The 17,604-nt window shown below is 61.8% G+C and carries 13 protein-coding genes; 5 read left to right on the forward strand and 8 right to left on the reverse strand.

The features are described from left to right. Positions 1–159: 159 nt before the first annotated feature. The 4 genes from GHK62_RS32510 to GHK62_RS32525 all read right to left on the reverse strand — a co-directional run bounded on the left by GHK62_RS32510 (position 160) and on the right by GHK62_RS32525 (position 4,280). On the reverse strand, positions 160–1,221 hold the full coding sequence (locus tag GHK62_RS32510) for an ABC transporter ATP-binding protein (protein WP_153443125.1): 1,062 nt from the start codon (positions 1,219–1,221) through the stop codon (positions 160–162). 2 nt (positions 1,222–1,223) lie between these two features. Next, positions 1,224–2,072 (reverse strand): carbohydrate ABC transporter permease, encoded by an 849-nt coding sequence (locus GHK62_RS32515; RefSeq protein ID WP_153443127.1) that lies wholly within the window; start codon positions 2,070–2,072, stop codon positions 1,224–1,226. Next, positions 2,065–2,946, reverse strand: coding sequence for a carbohydrate ABC transporter permease (locus GHK62_RS32520; protein ID WP_153443129.1), 882 nt, complete (start codon positions 2,944–2,946; stop codon positions 2,065–2,067). The genes GHK62_RS32515 and GHK62_RS32520 overlap by 8 nt, the downstream gene beginning before the upstream one ends. A 62-nt stretch (positions 2,947–3,008) precedes the next feature. Then, positions 3,009–4,280 (reverse strand): ABC transporter substrate-binding protein, encoded by a 1,272-nt coding sequence (locus GHK62_RS32525; protein WP_153443131.1) that lies wholly within the window; start codon positions 4,278–4,280, stop codon positions 3,009–3,011. Positions 4,281–4,496: 216 nt separating this feature from the next. Here GHK62_RS32525 and GHK62_RS32530 point away from each other — a divergent pair, with 216 nt between their 5' ends. The 5 genes from GHK62_RS32530 to GHK62_RS32550 are packed head-to-tail and all read left to right on the forward strand — an operon-like array spanning position 4,497 to position 11,413. Next, entirely contained in the window at positions 4,497–5,255 is a 759-nt protein-coding gene (locus GHK62_RS32530) for an IclR family transcriptional regulator (protein WP_153443133.1), read from the forward strand. Beyond that, positions 5,236–6,321 (forward strand): Gfo/Idh/MocA family protein, encoded by a 1,086-nt coding sequence (locus GHK62_RS32535; RefSeq protein WP_153443135.1) that lies wholly within the window; start codon positions 5,236–5,238, stop codon positions 6,319–6,321. The genes GHK62_RS32530 and GHK62_RS32535 overlap by 20 nt, the downstream gene beginning before the upstream one ends. Next, positions 6,318–8,210, forward strand: a complete 1,893-nt coding sequence (locus GHK62_RS32540) for a thiamine pyrophosphate-dependent enzyme (protein WP_153443137.1) — start codon at positions 6,318–6,320, stop codon at positions 8,208–8,210. Before GHK62_RS32535 ends, GHK62_RS32540 begins: the two co-directional genes overlap by 4 nt. Positions 8,211–8,220: 10 nt before the next feature. Further along, on the forward strand, positions 8,221–9,660 hold the full coding sequence (locus GHK62_RS32545; protein ID WP_153443138.1) for an NAD-dependent succinate-semialdehyde dehydrogenase: 1,440 nt from the start codon (positions 8,221–8,223) through the stop codon (positions 9,658–9,660). A 10-nt stretch (positions 9,661–9,670) separates the two neighbouring features. Beyond that, positions 9,671–11,413, forward strand: coding sequence for a dihydroxy-acid dehydratase (locus tag GHK62_RS32550; RefSeq protein WP_153443140.1), 1,743 nt, complete (start codon positions 9,671–9,673; stop codon positions 11,411–11,413). A gap of 419 nt (positions 11,414–11,832) precedes the next feature. Here GHK62_RS32550 and GHK62_RS32555 read toward each other — a convergent pair whose 3' ends face one another. The 4 genes from GHK62_RS32555 to GHK62_RS32565 are packed head-to-tail and all read right to left on the reverse strand — an operon-like array spanning position 11,833 to position 17,498. Then, complete coding sequence (locus GHK62_RS32555; RefSeq protein ID WP_153443142.1) at positions 11,833–14,913, reverse strand: efflux RND transporter permease subunit; 3,081 nt, start codon at positions 14,911–14,913, stop codon at positions 11,833–11,835. Beyond that, a complete protein-coding gene (locus GHK62_RS32560; RefSeq protein WP_153443144.1) occupies positions 14,910–15,980 on the reverse strand; it encodes an efflux RND transporter periplasmic adaptor subunit in 1,071 nt (356 codons plus the stop codon). Before GHK62_RS32560 ends, GHK62_RS32555 begins: the two co-directional genes overlap by 4 nt. 37 nt (positions 15,981–16,017) lie before the next feature. Then, a complete protein-coding gene (locus GHK62_RS35125) occupies positions 16,018–16,482 on the reverse strand; it encodes a TolC family protein (RefSeq protein WP_337733176.1) in 465 nt (154 codons plus the stop codon). Continuing rightward, the gene (locus GHK62_RS32565; protein ID WP_337733125.1) at positions 16,431–17,498 is read right to left on the reverse strand and encodes an efflux transporter outer membrane subunit; all 1,068 of its coding nucleotides are present in this window, start codon (positions 17,496–17,498) and stop codon (positions 16,431–16,433) included. The genes GHK62_RS35125 and GHK62_RS32565 overlap by 52 nt, the downstream gene beginning before the upstream one ends. Positions 17,499–17,604: the final 106 nt, after the last annotated feature.

Genomic DNA, 17,604 nt, shown 5'->3' on the forward strand with positions numbered 1-17,604 from the left:
AAGGATGCAAGCTCCCCACAATCAAGAAAAGATGTCGCGCTGCATGCTCCGCAACACGGCAACAAAGTAGGGTGTTCGAAATTCGCTTGACCCCGAGCATGCGATTAGACAACGGATTCGAACCCACAACACTGTGAATGCGGAATTCAGACAGGACTCCTAACCGGCAAGTGCAACGCCGTGCCTATCAAATGCGTGAATCTTGTCGCCCATTGGTTGCATTCCCACGACATCACCTGCGGCAAGGTTCGATTCGGTCGGGACGGCAAGTGTGATCGGATCGATCAAGCCTTCGGATTCCACATAGGCATAGGTTTGCGCGCCAAGGCGTTCGATCAATTCCACCCGCCCGCGAATGCCGCCTTCTTCTGGCGGAAGAATCGTCAGGTGTTCCGGCCGAACACCCGCTGTGACCGTCCCTGCAGCGTTCCAGGCGCGCGCGCGCTCGATGCGCGTTCCATGCACTGTCAGATTTCCGCCGTCTACCGCAGCCGGCAGGAAGTTCATAGACGGGGCGCCGATAAACCCGGCGACGAAAGTGTTCGCCGGACGCTCATAGAGTTCCATAGGGGCGCCGACTTGCTCGATCTTGCCCTTGTTGAAGACGACAATACGGTCCGCGAGCGTCATGGCCTCCGTCTGATCGTGCGTCACATAGATCATCGTGGCACCGAGGCGTGCGTGAAGGCGTGCGATCTCTAGTCGCATCTGTACGCGAAGCCCCGCATCGAGGTTTGACAGCGGCTCGTCAAACAGGAAAATCTTCGGCTGTCGGATGATAGCGCGACCGATGGCGACGCGCTGTCGCTGGCCACCCGAGAGTTCACGGGGAAATCGTTCGAGAAGGGGACCGATCTGCAACGTGGTCGCGACGTCACCCACCCGACGGGAAATCTCCTCCTTTGCCAGACCAGAGAGCTTCAGGCCGAAACCGATGTTTTCCGCGACTGTCATGTGCGGGAAAAGGGCATAGGACTGGAAGACCATGGCAATCTCGCGCTTGGCCGGCGCAGTCGTGGTCACGTCGCGCCCGGCGATGCCGATCGTGCCGTCCGTCACGTCCTCGAGGCCGGCAATCATTCGCAGCATTGTCGACTTGCCGCAGCCCGAGGGGCCGACGAAGACGACGAATTCTCCTTCCGCGACATCTAGATCGACCCCGCGGATTACCTCCAGCGCTCCATAGGATTTGCGAATCGAGCGAAGTGCAAGCTGTGTCATGATCAACCCTTTACCGCGCCCATGGTCATGCCCTTGATGAAGTAGCGCTGGAAAAACAGAAAGACGAAAAGCGTGGGGAGGCTGGCGACGAGCGAGAGTGCGCCCTGCACGCCCCAGGCGACGGAATACTGCCCTTTGAGATTGACGATGCCGATCATGATCGTCCGCTTGTCGTCGGACTGAGTAAAGATCAGCGGCCAGAGGAAATCGTTCCAAATCCAAGTGAACTGCAGCGTCGCCAATACCGCAAGCGCCGGCAGGCTGAGCGGCAGCACGACACGGGTCAGCACCTGCCACTCGCTTGCGCCTTCCAAGATCGCTGCCTCGCGCAAGGCCGTCGGAACGGTGGCGAAGAAGTTGCGCATCAGAAGAGTGCAGATCGGAATTCCGAGCGCGGTATGAACGATGAAGACCGGCCATAGCGTATCGATCAGACCCATTCTGTTGAATAGGCGGAAAAGCGGAACCAGAATAACTTGTGGTGGGAAGAACATGCCCGCCACAAGGACGAGGAACAGCATGTTGGAGCCGCGAAACGGCAGCTTGGCGAAAACATAGCCGGCCAGCACGCCGAGCGCCGTCGACGCCAGCGTACCGGGGACCGTGACCAGCAGCGTATTGAGGAAGTAGCGATGCACGGCGGGGTTCGCCAGCACCTCGATGAAGTTGCCGAGGTAAAATGCCGACGGAAACGACCAGAGACTGCCGAGCGCGATCTCGCGCGTTGTCTTAACCGAGGCGAGCAGCACGCCGACCGTGGGCAGCAGGAAGAGAATTGCAAGCGCAAGCAGCATGGCGAAGATCGCCCCGCGCCACGGGTTGAAACGGCGGACGACGGAAGGATTAGCCATAGATCCGGTCCACCTTCTTGAGTTGGCGGAAATAGATGCCGATGATCATGAGGGCAATCAGGAACAGCACGACGGAAATGGCACTGCCGTATCCCATCAGATATTTGCGGAAAGACTCGTTGTACATGTGCATGGCTAGGGTATCGGAACTGTTGAACGGTCCGCCGCCGGTCATGATGTAAAGGATATCAAAGCCCTTGAGCGAATTGATCACCGAAAGAGCGATGACGACGACGGTGGACGGAGTGAGCAGCGGCAGGACGACGAAGACGATACGCTGCCAAAGCTTCGCGCCCTCAATTTCACAGACTTCCAGGAGATCTTCGGGAATCGCCGTCAGGCCGGCAAGGTAGATCACCATGGAAAGGCCGGTCTGTTGCCAAGACCAGGCGAGGATGACCGATCCGAGCGCCGTATCGGGCTTGGCAAGCCAGGCATAGCGCATCTTCTCCCCGGTGATATTGGAGAGCACCGTGTTGAGCAGGCCCCAGTCGGGCTGATAGATCCATATCCAGATCTGGCCGACGATAACGGCCGAAAGGCAGATCGGCAGGTAGAAGACCGTCTTGAAGGCGCGCCCGCCTGGAACTTTTCCGTCGAGCAGAAGCGCGAGCCCGAGCCCGAACAATGTCGGCACCACGATCGCCGCGACCATCCAGATCGTTGTATTGATCGCCGCGCTCATGAACAGCTTATCGGTGAAGATCTTGGCGAAGTTGTCGAGGCCCACGAAGTCGTAGTCGGAGCCGAAGCCGTTCCAGTTGGTCAAACTGTAGATGAACGAGCTGAACAGCGGCCAGATCACGAAGACGGCAAAGACGGACAATGGCGGTGCCAGCAGCGCGATGCGCCAGACGGTATTTTGCCGCTCCATCGGTATCCTTTCCGGGAAATCGCGACCCGCCCGGGGCCGCGATCCTCATTCCTGTTATTCGTCTATTGCTTGAACGCCGTCTTGGCATCCACGGCCACGGCCTTCAGGATTTCGTCCAGCTTGGACGGATCGTCGATGAAGCGCGTGAACATGGAAAGGCCCACTTCGGCAACGGGCGGCGTGGTGGCAAGGTCGTAGTTGAAGGCGAAGGCTTCCGCTTCGGCAACCGTCTTGGCGGCACCCTGCATGACGCTGTTATAGGTCTTCGGGTCAACATTGACATTGGCGGAAAGTGCGCCCTGCGCTTCAGCCCATTTCGCCTGGACATCGGCGTTCGACATCATGAAAGCGAGGAACTTCTCCGCTCCCTCCGGATTGGCCGCGTTGGCGGAAATCACCAGACCGTCGACCGGCCCGACCGCTGCGTTCGGAACACCGTCCTTGATCTCCGGGAAGGGGAAAAAGTCGTAGTCCTCGCCGGGGACAAGGCCGACGCCGTTCCAATAGCCGGTGATCCATGTGCCCATCAGGGTCATCGCCGCATCGCCGCGGGCCACCTTGTCGGCGGCGTCCGTCCAGTCGTCGGCATTGGCGTTTTCCACGAAGAAACCCTGGTCGAGAAGGTCCTTCCAGAGAGACATGGCAGCGACGACTTCCGGGTCGTCATAGGACGCTTCACCCTTCATCAGCTTGGCGCGGTAGTCGGGACCGGCGGTGCGTAGCAGCAGGTAATCGAACCAGAACTGCGCCGGCCAGCGGTTCTTGGAACCGAGCGCGACGGGGGCAACGCCCTTTTTCTTCAGGGTCTTGCAGAGCGCGATGAACTCGTCCCAGGTCGCCGGAGGCGCCGCCATGCCTGCATCGGCAAGCACCTTCTTGTTATAGAACAGGCCGGCGTAGTGATAGTTGAACGGCACGAGGAAGCGCTTGCCGTCATAGAGCGTCGCGCTGTCGGCGATGGGCTTGGCGACGACGCTGTCGAGCTTCTCGCTCGCCCACATGTTGTCGATCGGGCGCAAGCTGCTGGACTTGACGATGAAATCGACGCGCGCGCCGGCCCAGTAGCTGAAGACATCAGGGAGGCTGTGGCCTGCCGCCCGCACGAGAATGTCGGTCTTGAAGTCCTCGTGGCCGACCGGGCTTTCCTTCATCTTGACGCCGGTCGCCTGCTCGAACTTCTCGACCTGCTCGTTGAAGGCCTTCAACCCGAGTTCGCCCGTGAAATAGTGGCTGATCGTGACGTCGCCCGACTGGGCGAAGGTGGGGTTAGCCCCTCCCGCCGCCGACGCCAGGAGCGCTGCAAGCATGAGCGAGCGCCGTGTGATGGAAAACATAGGAACCTCCCGTAAAGTTTTCGATTGTTAAACTTCCTGCCTCACACACTCAGAATTCGGCAAATTTGTTGCCCCTGTCAACACAAAAGTATTGCATTTTGAAACAAAACCGGCAACTTGTTCCCATGTCGGGCGACGTCACCGATTTTGTTGCCATATGCTGTACTTGAGTTTAGCATGGCGCAAATGAACGGCACCCCGAAGGAGTTTACACCGATGCGCCTTTTGCAATCTCTCACGCGCGGCCTAGAGGCCCTCGACTTTCTTGCGGCAAGCCGTGAGCCGGCCCGGTTGACCGACGTCGCCGAGGCACTGGGCGTGGATAAGTCCAATGCGTCGCATCTGATGAAGACACTGGTCGCCGCCGGCTACGCGACCCAGGATTCGGCCCGCCGCTACCAGCCGACCGACAAGATCGCGCGACATACGGCAAGCAGCCATTCGTTGATCGACATCGTCTCGGTGAAGGAAGCCTGGCGCCCGGTGCTCGAACGACTCGTCGCCGAGACCGGCGAATGCGCCCACATGGCCGTGCTGGTCGGTAGCCGCGTCTGGTATATCGACAAGATCGATTCCTCGCTGCCGCTCAAGGTCGATCATCCGATCGGCGCCCTTGCGCCGCTCCATTGCACGGCGCTCGGCAAGGCGTTTCTTGCCTTTGGCGACGCCCAGCTCGAGGGCCCCTTCCCGTCCTTCACGGCGCGTACACTGACGACGCGCCGATCTCTCGACGACGAGATCGCGCGCACCCGTGCACGGGGCTATTCCATAGACAACGAGGAATTTGCGCCCGGCATCCGCTGCGTCGCCCGTCCCATCTACGACGATCACAGCCACATGATCGCCGCCGTCGGCGTCTCCGGCCCCTCCGTCCGCGTGACCGACGAGCGCCTCGCCGAGCTCGGCCACATCGTCACATCCGCTTCCATACCTTCACCGCAGAAAGGCCCATCGCATGAGTACCAACCCGATTAGGGTCGCCATTATCGGCACCGGTCGCATATCCGATCTTCACGCCATCGAATATCTCAAGAACCCGGCAAGCCGTATCGTCGCACTGTGTGACCGGGACCCGGCACTGGCCGCGACCAAAGCAATGGAATGGGGAATAGAGGGCGTTGCGATCGAGACCGAGCTCGACGCTGTCCTCGCAAGGCCCGATGTCGATCTGGTGGAAATCCTCCTGCCGCATCACCTGCATCTTAGCGCCGCGCTCAAGGCGATGGACGCCGGCAAGATCGTCTCCCTGCAGAAGCCTATGTGCGTTTCGCTTGAGGAGGCGGACCAGCTCGTGGCAGCGGCCGAGGCCTATGACCGGCCAGTCAAGATCTTCGAGAACTTCATCTTCTATCCGCCGGTGCTCAAGGCGCGCGACCTGATCGACCAGGGCGCCATCGGAACGCCGCTCTCCATCCGCATCAAGTCCAATCCGGCGCGCAGCGCCACGGCCTGGAATGTGCCGGCCGCCGCGAATGCTTGGCGCCAGAAGCAGGATCAGTCCGGCGGCGGGCCACTGGTCTTCGACGATGGCCACCATAAATTTGCGCTGGCCTGGCACTTCATGGGTGAGCCGGACGAAGTCCACGCCTTCATCGGTGACACCGAAGGCCCCGGCGGCATTCGCTTCGACGCCCAGTCGCAAATCTCTTTCCGCTTTCCCGGCAACCGCATCGGCAATCTCGAGATTGTCTATTCGCCGGAGATGGAACTGGCGACGCGACACTATGCGCAGGACGACCGCGTGGAGATTACCGGCACCCAGGGCGTCATCTGGATCAACGGTGGCCACGGGCGGCTCGCTGACGTTCCGCCGGTCGTGGTTTACAGCGACGGCAGATTGAAGGAATTTCGCGACATTCCGACGGGTTGGGAGCAGAGCTTCGTCCTGTCGACCCGGCACTATATCGACGCAATCGGTACCGGCGCCGCCCCCGTGCTGACGCCACGCCAGGCCCGCGAGATCCTGCGCTTCGCGCTCGCCGCAGACGAATCCGCACGTATCGGCCGCCCCGTGGACCTCAGGAGCGGGAGGTCCGCATGACGCTTCTCCCGTTTCCCAATGGCCCCACGCATACAGCCACCGACCGCGCCGCCTGGCTCAGCGCCGCTGGAGGACTGAAGGCCGCGCTAGATGCGGACCGCCTCAGCGCACCCGTGACGATACCGCTGGTCGAGGCGCTGGTTCTCGGCCTGATGCGACAGGGCGTGACCAAATATCTCGCGATCTTCGGCCATGGCAGCACCGCGCTCGCCGATGTGCTTGACGCTTATGAGGCCGAGGGTCTCGTGCGCTGCTGGCAGTTCCGCAACGAGGTGGAAATGGCGCATGCCGGCACGGCACTCTCCTGGGTCTATGGCGAGGTCGGCGCCGTCGTCACATCGATCGGGCCGGGCGCCTTCCAGGCGATGGCGGCATCACTTGCCGCCGCCTCCAACGGCGTCGGCCTCTATCATCTCTACGGCGACGAGACGACACAGGGCGAAGGTTACAATATGCAGCAGGTACCGAAACCGGCACAGGGCGTCTTTTCCCAAATTACCTCCCTTATGGGAAGCGCCTATACGCTGCATACTCCGGGCGCGCTGCGGGATGGACTGCGCAAGGGCGCAACTTGCGTTTTCCACCCGTGGCGCCCCGGCCCCTTCTACATGAACCTGCCGCTCAACACGCAGCCCGCACCGGTAACGCTGCGCCTCGACGCCCTGCCCGACCGGCCGGTCTTCCCCGCGCTCGCACCGGCTGACGACGGCCCATTCCGGTTAGCAGCGAACGTTATCGGCTCAGCGTCGAAGGTGGCGATCAAGCTTGGCGGCGGCAGCCGCACCGCAGCCGAAAGCGTCCGGCGGCTGGCCGAGGCGGCTGGTGCGCTTGTCGTCTCCAGCCCCGGGGCCAGCGGCGTCATGCCGGCCGATCATCCGCAGAACATGTGTGTTGGCGGTTCCAAGGGCTCGATCAGCGGCAACTGGGCGATGGACGAGGCCGACCTCCTCATTGTCATCGGCAGCCGCGCCGTCTGCCAGGCGGATTGCTCGGGCATCGGCTGGCCCAACGTGCGTCATGTCGTCAATATCAATGCTGACCCAGTCGACGTGCAGCACTACAACAACACGATCGCACTGACTGGCGATGCATCCGTCGTTGCCGGGCGGTTGGCCGCAATGCTGGCGGATAGACAGCCCGATCCGCGCAAAGCGGCTTGGCTGAAAGCCGGCACCGTCAAGCGAGCGGATTGGGACGATTTTCTTGCCCGCCAGGCATCCTCGCCGCCGGTTTTTGATCCTGTCTGGCAAAGACCGGTGCTGACCCAGCCTCGCGTCATCCGGCTTGCCGCCGATTTCTGCCGCCGGCACGGCGCCCTGAAATTCTTCGATGCGGGTGACGTCCAGGCGAACGGTTTCCAGATCGTCGAGGACCAGGCACCCTTCGAAACCTTCACCGAGACCGGCGCGTCCTACATGGGCTTTGCCGTCAGCGCGCTGCTTGCCGCCGGCATCGCCGACAAGGGACGCTACGGCATCGCCTTCACCGGCGACGGCTCCTTCATGATGAACCCGCAGGTGCTGATCGACGGTGTCGAACATGGCGTGCACGGCACGATCCTGCTCCTCGACAACCGCCGCATGGCCGCCATCAGCCATTTGCAGCACGCGCAATACGGCCGCGATTTCCGCACCAATGACGGCGTCGCCGTCGACTACGTGAAGCTGGCCGAGGCAGTGAGCGGCGTACGCGCTCTATCGGGCGGCGAGGACGAAGAGAGCCTGACAGCCGCCCTCGAGGAGGCGCGAGCCTGGCCGGGCCTCAGCCTTGTCCACGTTCCCGTCTATTTCGGCGAGGACCCCGCCGTCGGCCTCGGCGCCTATGGCCAGTGGAACGTGGGCAACTGGGTCGACGACGTCCAGCGGCAATATGCCCGCACCTTGATCTGAGAGAACGACCATGTATGAACAATTCGGACTGCTGATAGACGGTCAGTGGCGTGCCTCGCGCAGCGGGCAGACCCGACCCGTCATCGATCCTGTCGATGAAGAGATCATCGGCCATCTTCCCTCGGCCGACGCCACGGATCTCGACGAGGTTCTGAGCGTCCTCTCCCGCGAGGCCCCGCGCTGGGGCAAGGTTCCCGGCTGGGAACGGAGCGCCATCCTCCGTCGCATCGCCGGGGAAATGCGTAGCCTCTCGGACCGTGCAGCGCGCGACATGTCCGCCGAAACGGGCAAGCCCATTACGGAAGCCACAGGTGAATGGAACGCCGCCATCGATCAGTTTGATTGGTATGCCGACGAGGCGCGGCGCATCTTCGGCCACGTTCTCGGCGGGCGCGACCCGAACGTGCGTCTCGACGTCCGGTTCGATCCGGTCGGCCCGGTGGCCGCCTTCACCGCCTGGAACTTCCCGGCGCTGCTTCCAGCCCGCAAGATCGCCGCCTCGCTTGCCGCCGGCTGCCCCATCGTCATCAAGCCCTCGGAGGAAGCGCCGTCGAGCACGCTGCACATCGCGGCAGCCGCCATGAGGGCTGGCCTGCCCGCCGGCGTGCTGAATGTGGTCAGCGGCAACTCTTCCGATGTATCGACCCACCTGATCGCCTCGCCGACGATCAGGAAGGTCTCGCTCACCGGCTCCGTCGCGGTCGGGAAGCTGATCCTCAGGCAATGCGCCGACACCGTGAAGAAGGTGTCGATGGAGCTGGGTGGCCATGCGCCGGTTCTCGTGCTGGAAGATGCCGATCCGGTTGCTGCCGCCACCGCCTGTGCCCGCGCCAAGTTCCGCAATGCCGGTCAGGTCTGTATCTCGCCAAGCCGCTTCTATGTCCACGACTCCATTTACGAGCCCTTCGCGCGTACGATGGCCGACGTCGCCAACGGCCTCAAAATCGGCCGCGGCAGCGACGACGGCGTGGAAATGGGCCCGATGGCCAACGCCCGCGGCCGCGAGCGTATCGTCAGCATGGTCTCCGATGCCCTGGCCAAGAGCGCGACGCTGCTTGCAGGCGGCGAAATCCCGGCTGACCGCAATCGCGGCTTCTTCTATCGTCCGACGGTTCTCGGCGACGTTCCGGACGATGCACTTATCATGTCGGAGGAGCCGTTCGGCCCCGTCGCCCCGATCGCGCGCTTCTCCGACTTTGACGATGCCGTGAAGCGCGCCAACGACGTGCCCTTCGGCCTTGCGGGCTACGTCTTCTCGCGTTCGCTCGAGCGCGCGAACAGGGCGGCGGAAGCGCTCGAAGTCGGCATGGTTGGCGTCAACGACATGCTGCTTGCCGCAGCCGAGATCCCCTTCGGCGGGATCAAGGAAAGCGGCATGGGCCGTGAGGGAGGCCGGCTCGGAATCTTCGACTATCTCGAAGCCAAATACATCAAGATGCGGGTCGCGTGAGGAAGAAAACATGTGTGACGACCACAACAATTCCGGCAAGGAAACGGGCTTTTCGCGCGGATTAACCAGCTATGGCGACCGGGGGTTCAGCATCTATCTGCGCCGATCCTTCGCCAGCTCCATGGGTTATAGCCGGCAGATGCTCGACCGGCCAATCGTCGGCATCGCCCACTCGGCGAGCGGCTTCAACAACTGTCACCGGCATTTCCCCGAGATGATCGAGGCGGTGAAGCGCGGCGTGCTGGCCGCAGGCGCGCTGCCTGTCGAGTTCCCGACGATCTCGCTCGGCGAGGTCTTCCTCAGCCCGACGAGCCTCAAGTTTCGCAATCTCATGTCCATGGATGTCGAGGAGATGACCCGCGCGCAGCCGATGGACTCGGTGGTTCTCCTCGGCGGCTGCGACAAGACCGTTCCCGCGCAGCTGATGGGCGCTGCATCCGCCGGCCTTCCGTCTATCCAGCTCGTCGCCGGCCCCATGTCGACCAGCCGTCATCGTGGTGAACGTCTCGGCGCCTGCACCGACTGCCGCCGCTTCTGGCAGCGCTATCGCGCGGGCGACGTCGACGATCAGGGCATCGGCGAGGTCGAAAAGCGCCTCGCGTCCACCAGCGGCACTTGCGCGGTGATGGGAACGGCCAGCACCATGGCCTCGCTTGCCGAAGCTATCGGCATGATGCCCGCAGGCTCCGCAGCCATCCCCGCAGTCGATGCGGATCGCCTGCGCATGGCCGAGGAAACCGGCCGTCTCGCCGTCCAGCTGATCGGCACGGACAGGACACCCAGGAAGATCATCACGGAGAAAGCGCTGGAAAACGGCGTGCGCATCCTGATGGCGATCGGCGGTTCCACCAACGCTATCATCCACCTCGCCGCCATTGCCGGCCGCCTCGGGGTGAAGATCGACCTGAATCGGATGAATGAGATTAGCGACACGACGCCCGTACTCGTCGACCTCAAGCCGACCGGCGCCGCTTATATGGAAGACCTGCATGCGGCCGGAGGCATTCCGGCCGTCATGCGGGAGCTGAAGCATCTCCTTCACCTCGACTGCGAGACGATCACTGGCGAAACCATTGGCGACCGCATCCAGGCGGCGGACCCCTGGGTTGATCGCAATGTCGTGAAGTCGTTCTATGCTCCCATTCGTGAAAGCGGCGGGCTTCTCGCCCTGTTCGGGAACATGGCGCCGCGCGGCGCGATCATCAAGCGCTCGGCCGCAGACCCCAATCTCTTCGAGAAAACCGGCCGTGCCGTCGTCTTCACTTCGTTGCAGGATCTTGCGGCTCGCATCGACGATCCCGACCTCGACGTTACGGCGGACGACTTCCTTGTTCTCCAGAATGCCGGTCCGCTCAGCGACGCTGCCATGCCGGAGGCTGGTTACATCCCGATCCCGGCCAAGCTCGCACGTGCCGGCGTCAAGGACATGGTGCGTATCTCCGATGCACGTATGAGTGGGACCGCCTACGGCACCATCGTTCTGCATGTCGCGCCGGATGCTGCTTCGGGTGGTCCGATCGGTCTGATCCGTAACGGGGACTCGATCGCGCTGAGTGTAAAAGATCACTCGATCCGCCTTCTCGTTTCCGATGAGGAACTGGAGACCCGGCGTGCTGAGCGGACGATAGAAAAGCGTCCGGCGCTTCGGGGTTACGATATGCTTTACCGCGATCATGTCTTGCAGGCCGACGAAGGCTGCGACTTCGACTTCCTGCAAAGCAGACCGGCCTCGTCATCCCACATCCGAAGCTGAAGCTCCAAGGAGGAGCCGGTTAAGCTGACAGCGAACTACCGCCTCATTGAGCTCGTTGCGGCGGCCATCGGCGCGGAGACGGCGAGGGTCAATTCCCCCTTTCGTCCCTCGGGGAGCGCCGGTTGACCCTGCCGAATTCGTGAAAGTCGGCAGCGATCGGCGCCGACCTTCGGCCAGTTCCTGTTGATAGATTACGCGATGTTTTGAGAACAGAACGAGAACGCACGAGTGCTGCGCCGAATGCTGGTGTACGGCTGCTCTCGACCCTTTGCGGCCTTGGACGAGGACCGGGAATGGCTCGATTGAGCCCAATCCGGTCCTTCCAGGTGTCGCCGTCAGCGGCACAGGTCGATGGTGAGCGGGGGTCGTGGCAACAGCGCTGTAGGGCAACATTCCGCCAACGACCCGACTGTGCCGAGTTAAGGTTTTGCCAGTGTTTGTGCATCAGCGGCGATGGATACGAAGTGCCGCTTGAAAGCGATATGTAGATCGTCAATCAGCGTGAAGATTGTCGGGATGACGAATAGGCTGAGGAAGGTTGACGTAAGTAGCCCGCCGATCACAACGATCGCCATTGGCTGTCGGAAGCTGGGATCGCCGCCGGTCAGGCTCAACGCCACAGGGATCATTCCTGCGCCCATCGCAATCGTCGTCATGATAATCGGCCTTGCGCGCTTGTGGCATGCGTCAACGAGTGCGTCGAACCGCGGCACACCTTGCCGCCTCGACATGATCGCGTACTCGACGAGCAAGATCGAATTCTTGGTCACGATACCCATGAGCAGAATCAGGCCGATCACCGCCGGCATGGAGAAGCTCATGCCCGTGACCAGCAGTGGAACGAGTGCGCCTCCGAGTGCCAATGGAAGCGCCATCAGGATAGTGACGGGCTGAAGGAAATCGTGGAATAGAAGGACAAGGACCGCGTAGACGCAGAACACGCCGATTGCCATTGCTATTGCAAAGCTCTCGAAGAGTTCGGAACTCTGCTGCAGTTCGCCCTGCTGGACCTGATAAACCCCCGGGGGCAACTGGCGAAGCGCTGAAAGCGCCTGCGCCTCCCGGTTCACGTCACCAAGGATGCGGCCGTTGAGTTCGACGGAGAGGGTGACGTTGCGGGCGCGATCGATGCGGTTGATTTCCGAAGGACTGCCGCCAATCGATATGTCGGCGATGGTCCCCAAAGACACCTTTCCTTTGGCACCGGACACCTGGATTCGAGAGATGGCGTCAATGTCGGTCCGTGACTTTGGATCAAGACGAACACGGACGTCGATCTGGCGCTGCGGTAGATTGAGCTTGGCCATTGAGTTCGAGTAGTCGCCATTGGTGGAAACACGAACTGCCTCCGCAATCGCCTCGGACGTTACGCCCAAGGCGGCCGCTTTGGGGAAGTCTGGCTTGATCTGAACTTCCGGCGCCTGCAGGGACGCGCTGGAGGTCACCGCACCGACACCGTTCAGCGTCCTCAACTGATCCTCCAACGAACTCGCAGCGCGATCCAGAGCGTCGGCATCATCGCCGGCAATCGTGATCTCGAGCTTCGTGCCGTTGCCGCCGCTTCCGACTTCGACCGTGGCGCCGGGCAGGACAGAGAGGGCATTGCGTATGTCCTGCTCGATCTCTGTCTGCTTGCGGTCTCGATCGCTCATGTCGGTCAGGTTGACCACGACCGTCGCCTTGGTGATGTCGCTAGTCGTCGAGGAATCAGGGCCGCTTCCCGAAGAGGACGAGCCGACGGAAACGTACACGCCGGTGACATCCGGCAACTTTGATATGATCTCGGCCGCGCGTCGGGACGTGGTGTCGGTCATCTCCAGCGTGCTGCCCGGCGAAAGCGTCAGATTCACCTGGGTCTGAGAATTATCCGAGGCCGGAAGGAACCCTGTCTTGAGAAAGGGTATGGCCATCAGCGATGCGACAAGCAGGGCGCTCGTCGCGAGCATAGTGATGAGCCGGTGCCTGAGGCATGCCTTGACGACGGACAGATACGTTCTCATCACCCAGCCGTCCTTTTCCTCTTTCGGATGCGCCTTCATGAGATATGCCGCCATCATGGGGGTGATGAAGCGGGCGACGAGAAGGGAGGCGAGCACGGCAGCCGCCGCCGTCACACCGAACTGTCGGAAAACGAGGCCGGGAACGCCGCCCATGAATGCTGTCGGTAAGAAGACGGCGACGAGGGTGAAGGTTGTCGCGATCACGGCAAGCCCAATTTCGTCGGCCGCCTCCATGGCGGCGTCTCTGGCGGTCTTGCCCATTCCGAGATGTCGTTCGATGTTTTCTATCTCGACGATCGCATCATCTACCAGAATGCCGACGACCAGCGACAGTGCAAGCAACGTCACCGTGTTCAGGCTGAAGTCTGCGAGATACATCACGAGGAATGTCGGGATTACCGATAGCGGGAGGGCGATAGCAGAGAGAAAAGTCGCCCGCCAGTCCCGTAGAAATGCCCAGACGACGACGACCGCGAGGAAAGCGCCTTCGTAGAGCATGTGCATCGAACCGTCGTAGTTCTCGATGATCGGCTTGACGGTCGTGTAGGCGTCGACGATCTGGACCTCCGGATTCGCCGCCGCGAATTCCCGCATCTTCGCCTGGATTTCGTCCGCTACCGCGGTGTCCGAGAAACCGTTCGAACGGTAGATCTGGACGGCTATGGCCGGCTTTCCGTCGAGGTAGGCGATGGACGAGCGGTCCGCATAGCTATCGGTGACGGTCGCTACGTCGTCCAGCCTCACGTTCTGCCCGTTGGAGAGCGGGATAGCGAGGGATGCGAGGTCATCGACCGAAGGTACGGCACCCATCACGCGGACGGTTTGCCGCAGGGCACCGATGTCGCCCCGACCTCCCGATATGTCGGATTGAACCGACTTGATCTTGGAAGAGATGTCGGCGGCCGTGATCCCGAGGCTTGTCAGTACGTCCGGCCTCAGGTCGACATGCGCCTCGCGGTCCACGCCGCCGATGCGCGTTACCTGTCCGACGCCTCCACCTGACAACAGCGCCTTGGTCATGTCGTTATCGACGAACCACGACAACTCCGCCTCGTCGAGTTTGTCTGACCGTACCGCGAAGGCGAGAAGGACGGACGACTGCACCGTCACCTTGGAGACGGTCGGCGTATCCATCGCGGATGGAAGCTCACTTTTGGCGCTGTCAACTGCGTTGCGGACCTCGTTGAGGGCCGCCTCACTATTCTTCTCGAGTTTGAACGACACGCTGATCGTGACGTTGCCGTCGGTGATCGTCGTCGTGATGTGGTCGAGCAGGCTCAGCGACGCGAGCTTGTCCTCGATCTTGCGCGCCACCTCTGTTTCGAGCTGCGTTGGAGCTGCGCCTTCCAGGGTGCCGACGATTTTTATGGTCGGCAGATCCATGTCGGGAAAGTCCTGCACCTGAAGGCGCAAGAAAGCGAGCAGTCCGCAGACAGTCAGGAGAGCAAACAGAAGGACGACTGGAACGGGATTTCGGATCGACCAAGTAGAGATATTCATCGCGCAGCCTCCTCGATCTTGACCAGCGCGTTCTCAGACAGAAAGGCGCCGCCCGCCTGCACAACCCTCTCCCCACCTGCCAGGCCCTCGGATACTTCCACCCGGTCGGACCTGCGTCGGCCGACCTTCACCCGCACGCGGTGCGCCCTGCTTTCCTCGTCGATCACGAACACGTAAGCGAGGCCGTCGCGGTAAACGATGGACGATTCCGGAACCGTAAGGGCTTTGCTCGCCGTGATGTCAATGCGTCCGGACACGTAGAGGCCGGCGCGAGGCTTCGGTTCCTCTGGGAGCTGCACGTAGACGATCGCTCTCCCCGTCTCGTCGCTGATCGTCGGCGCGACAAGCCGCACCATACCCTTGAACGTGCGTCCGTCCGGCGCGTCGATCTCGGCCGCTTGCCCCGGTTCGACCCTCAGAAGGCTCAGCGCCGGGACTTCGGCCTGCCATTCAATGCGCTGCTGGCGCGTCAGCCGGAAAAGTTCGGTACCAGTCGACACGACCGCGCCGAGAGATGCCGACCGTGACGTGATGATCCCGTCATCCACGGCGGTGATAGTTGTCTGCGAGACCTTGATCCGCTGGCCTTCGAGAGCGGCCTCTTCGGACGCGAGGGCGGCTTGCGCCGTCCTCTCGGTGTTGAAGTACTCGACCCTTTTTTGGTCGGACAACACTCCGGAGGCGATGTCGCGCGCACGCTTAGCCTCGGACGTTGCCTTCTCAAGATTTGCCTTCCCGGTTTCCACCGCCGCCTCCTGCTTTTTCAGGTCAGCAAGGACGCCAGCCTGATCAAGCCGCACGAGGACGTCTCCCTTTTTCACGACAGATCCCACATCGACCAGAACCTCCTTGATGCGCAATCCACTGGTTTCGGAGGCGATGGTGGCCTCGTGCCAAGGCTTCAGCCACCCACTGACCGGAATGGTTTCGGGCCACTGCTCCTTTGCCGGCTCCACCAGGGACACGGTAAGCGCAGGCGCCTGTGTTTCCTCCTGTGCCGCCGCCGGCCCGCGGGCGAGAAGAAGGCACGTCGCGAGGGTGCCTGCGAATATTGCAATGTTCTTCATTCTTGGTTTCCTCGATAGGTTGGGCGTGGAGGTCGGCTCATCGTCCAGTCTTCCGCATTGCGAGATGCGGGCCGACGAAGCCGTCTTCGACCCTGGGCACGGTCACGTCGATGGGGCCGCTCCAGCCGCCGCCAAGGGCCTTGTTGAGGGACACGTAGTTTGTCGCGATGTCCGCATTCGCCTGGATCAACTGCTCCTGGGCGGAGTAGAGGGAGCGGTCGGCATCGAGGACGTCGAAGAGGTCGCTCTCACCGGCGGCTAACAGGTCGCGCGAATACTTCGCCGCCAGTCTATAACCGGATACGGATTCTGCGAGCGAGGCGGCTCGGGCTCGCGACTTGTTGAGCGAGACGATCGCATTTTGCACGTCCTCGAGGGCGTTCAGAACGGTCGACTGATAGATGAAGAAGTGCTGGTCTCGTTCCGCCTTGGCGACACCTACCGCGGCCTTCAACTGTCCGCCCTGAAAGATCGGAACGTCAGGCTGGGCCCGAAAGACCAGCCGATGGTCGACTTCTTGCCGAGATCGCTGATGCTCGCCGCTGAGGTGTCGATCGCGCCCGTTAGGCTGACCGAAGGGTATCGGTTCGCTTCTGCCTGTCCGACTTTCGCGGTTGCCTGGGCAAGCTGACGCTCAGCCGATCGGATATCCGGCCGGGTGTTCAAGATATCCGCCGGAATTCCCACCTTCATCTTGCGCGGCGGCGACGGGATCGGCTCTGCGCTACGGAACTGCGCATCGAGATCAAGTGCCGATCGACCAAGCAGGACAGCAAGGCGGTTTACGGCCTTGGCATAGCTGATCTGATAGGACGGCACGTCGGCCTGGGTCGACGCCGCCTGCGCCTCCGCCTTGGAGACATCGACCCGGGACGCCAGTCCGACTGCGACTTGCTGCGTCGTGAGGACGGCGGTTTCGCGCTGGGATTTTGCCGAACGTTGGGCGAGTGCCACAAGCTGCTGGTACTCGCGAGCCTGGACGTAATAGGTGGCGACGTCGCCTATCAGAGTCACGAGCGTGTCGCGCAATTCTTCTTCCGAAGATTGCTCGGCGTAGACAGCCGCCTCCACTGCGCGCCTTGCTCCGCCGAAAAGATCGATCTCCCAGCTTGCATCGAAGCCAGCCTGGTACTGCGAATAGACCGTGGGCTCCGTACCTGTCGTGGTCCCCTTGTTGCGGGTTGCCGACGACGCCTCGGAAAGCGAGGGAAACAGTGTACCCCTTTCTTGCTGGAGCGATGCCCGGGCCTGCCGGATCTTTGCCTTCGCCGTCGCGACATCCAGGTTCGAGTGGACGGCCTCCGTCACGAGTCCGTTGAGGACCGGATCATGGAACTGCTTCCACCACTCCGCCAGCTCGGGAGGAGCTTCGTGGACGTGCTTTCCTTTTGTTTTCCAGGAGGCCGGCATCGCGATCGACGGTTTCACGTAGTCCGGCCCGACGACGCAACCGCTCAAACTCCCGGCAAGGCAGACAAGGCTGACCAGTTTCAATTTGCGCTTGATATGGCTCTTCAACGTGTGCTCCGCCGTCTCCAATGTCAGAGCCGTTGATAGAGGTCGGGGTGTTAAGTGCGGTTAAGGAAGCGTAAAGTTATGTAAAAATTGCCCCGATCTGCTGCTG

The organism is Sinorhizobium terangae (genome assembly GCF_009601505.1).
Lineage (GTDB): Bacteria > Pseudomonadota > Alphaproteobacteria > Rhizobiales > Rhizobiaceae > Sinorhizobium > Sinorhizobium terangae.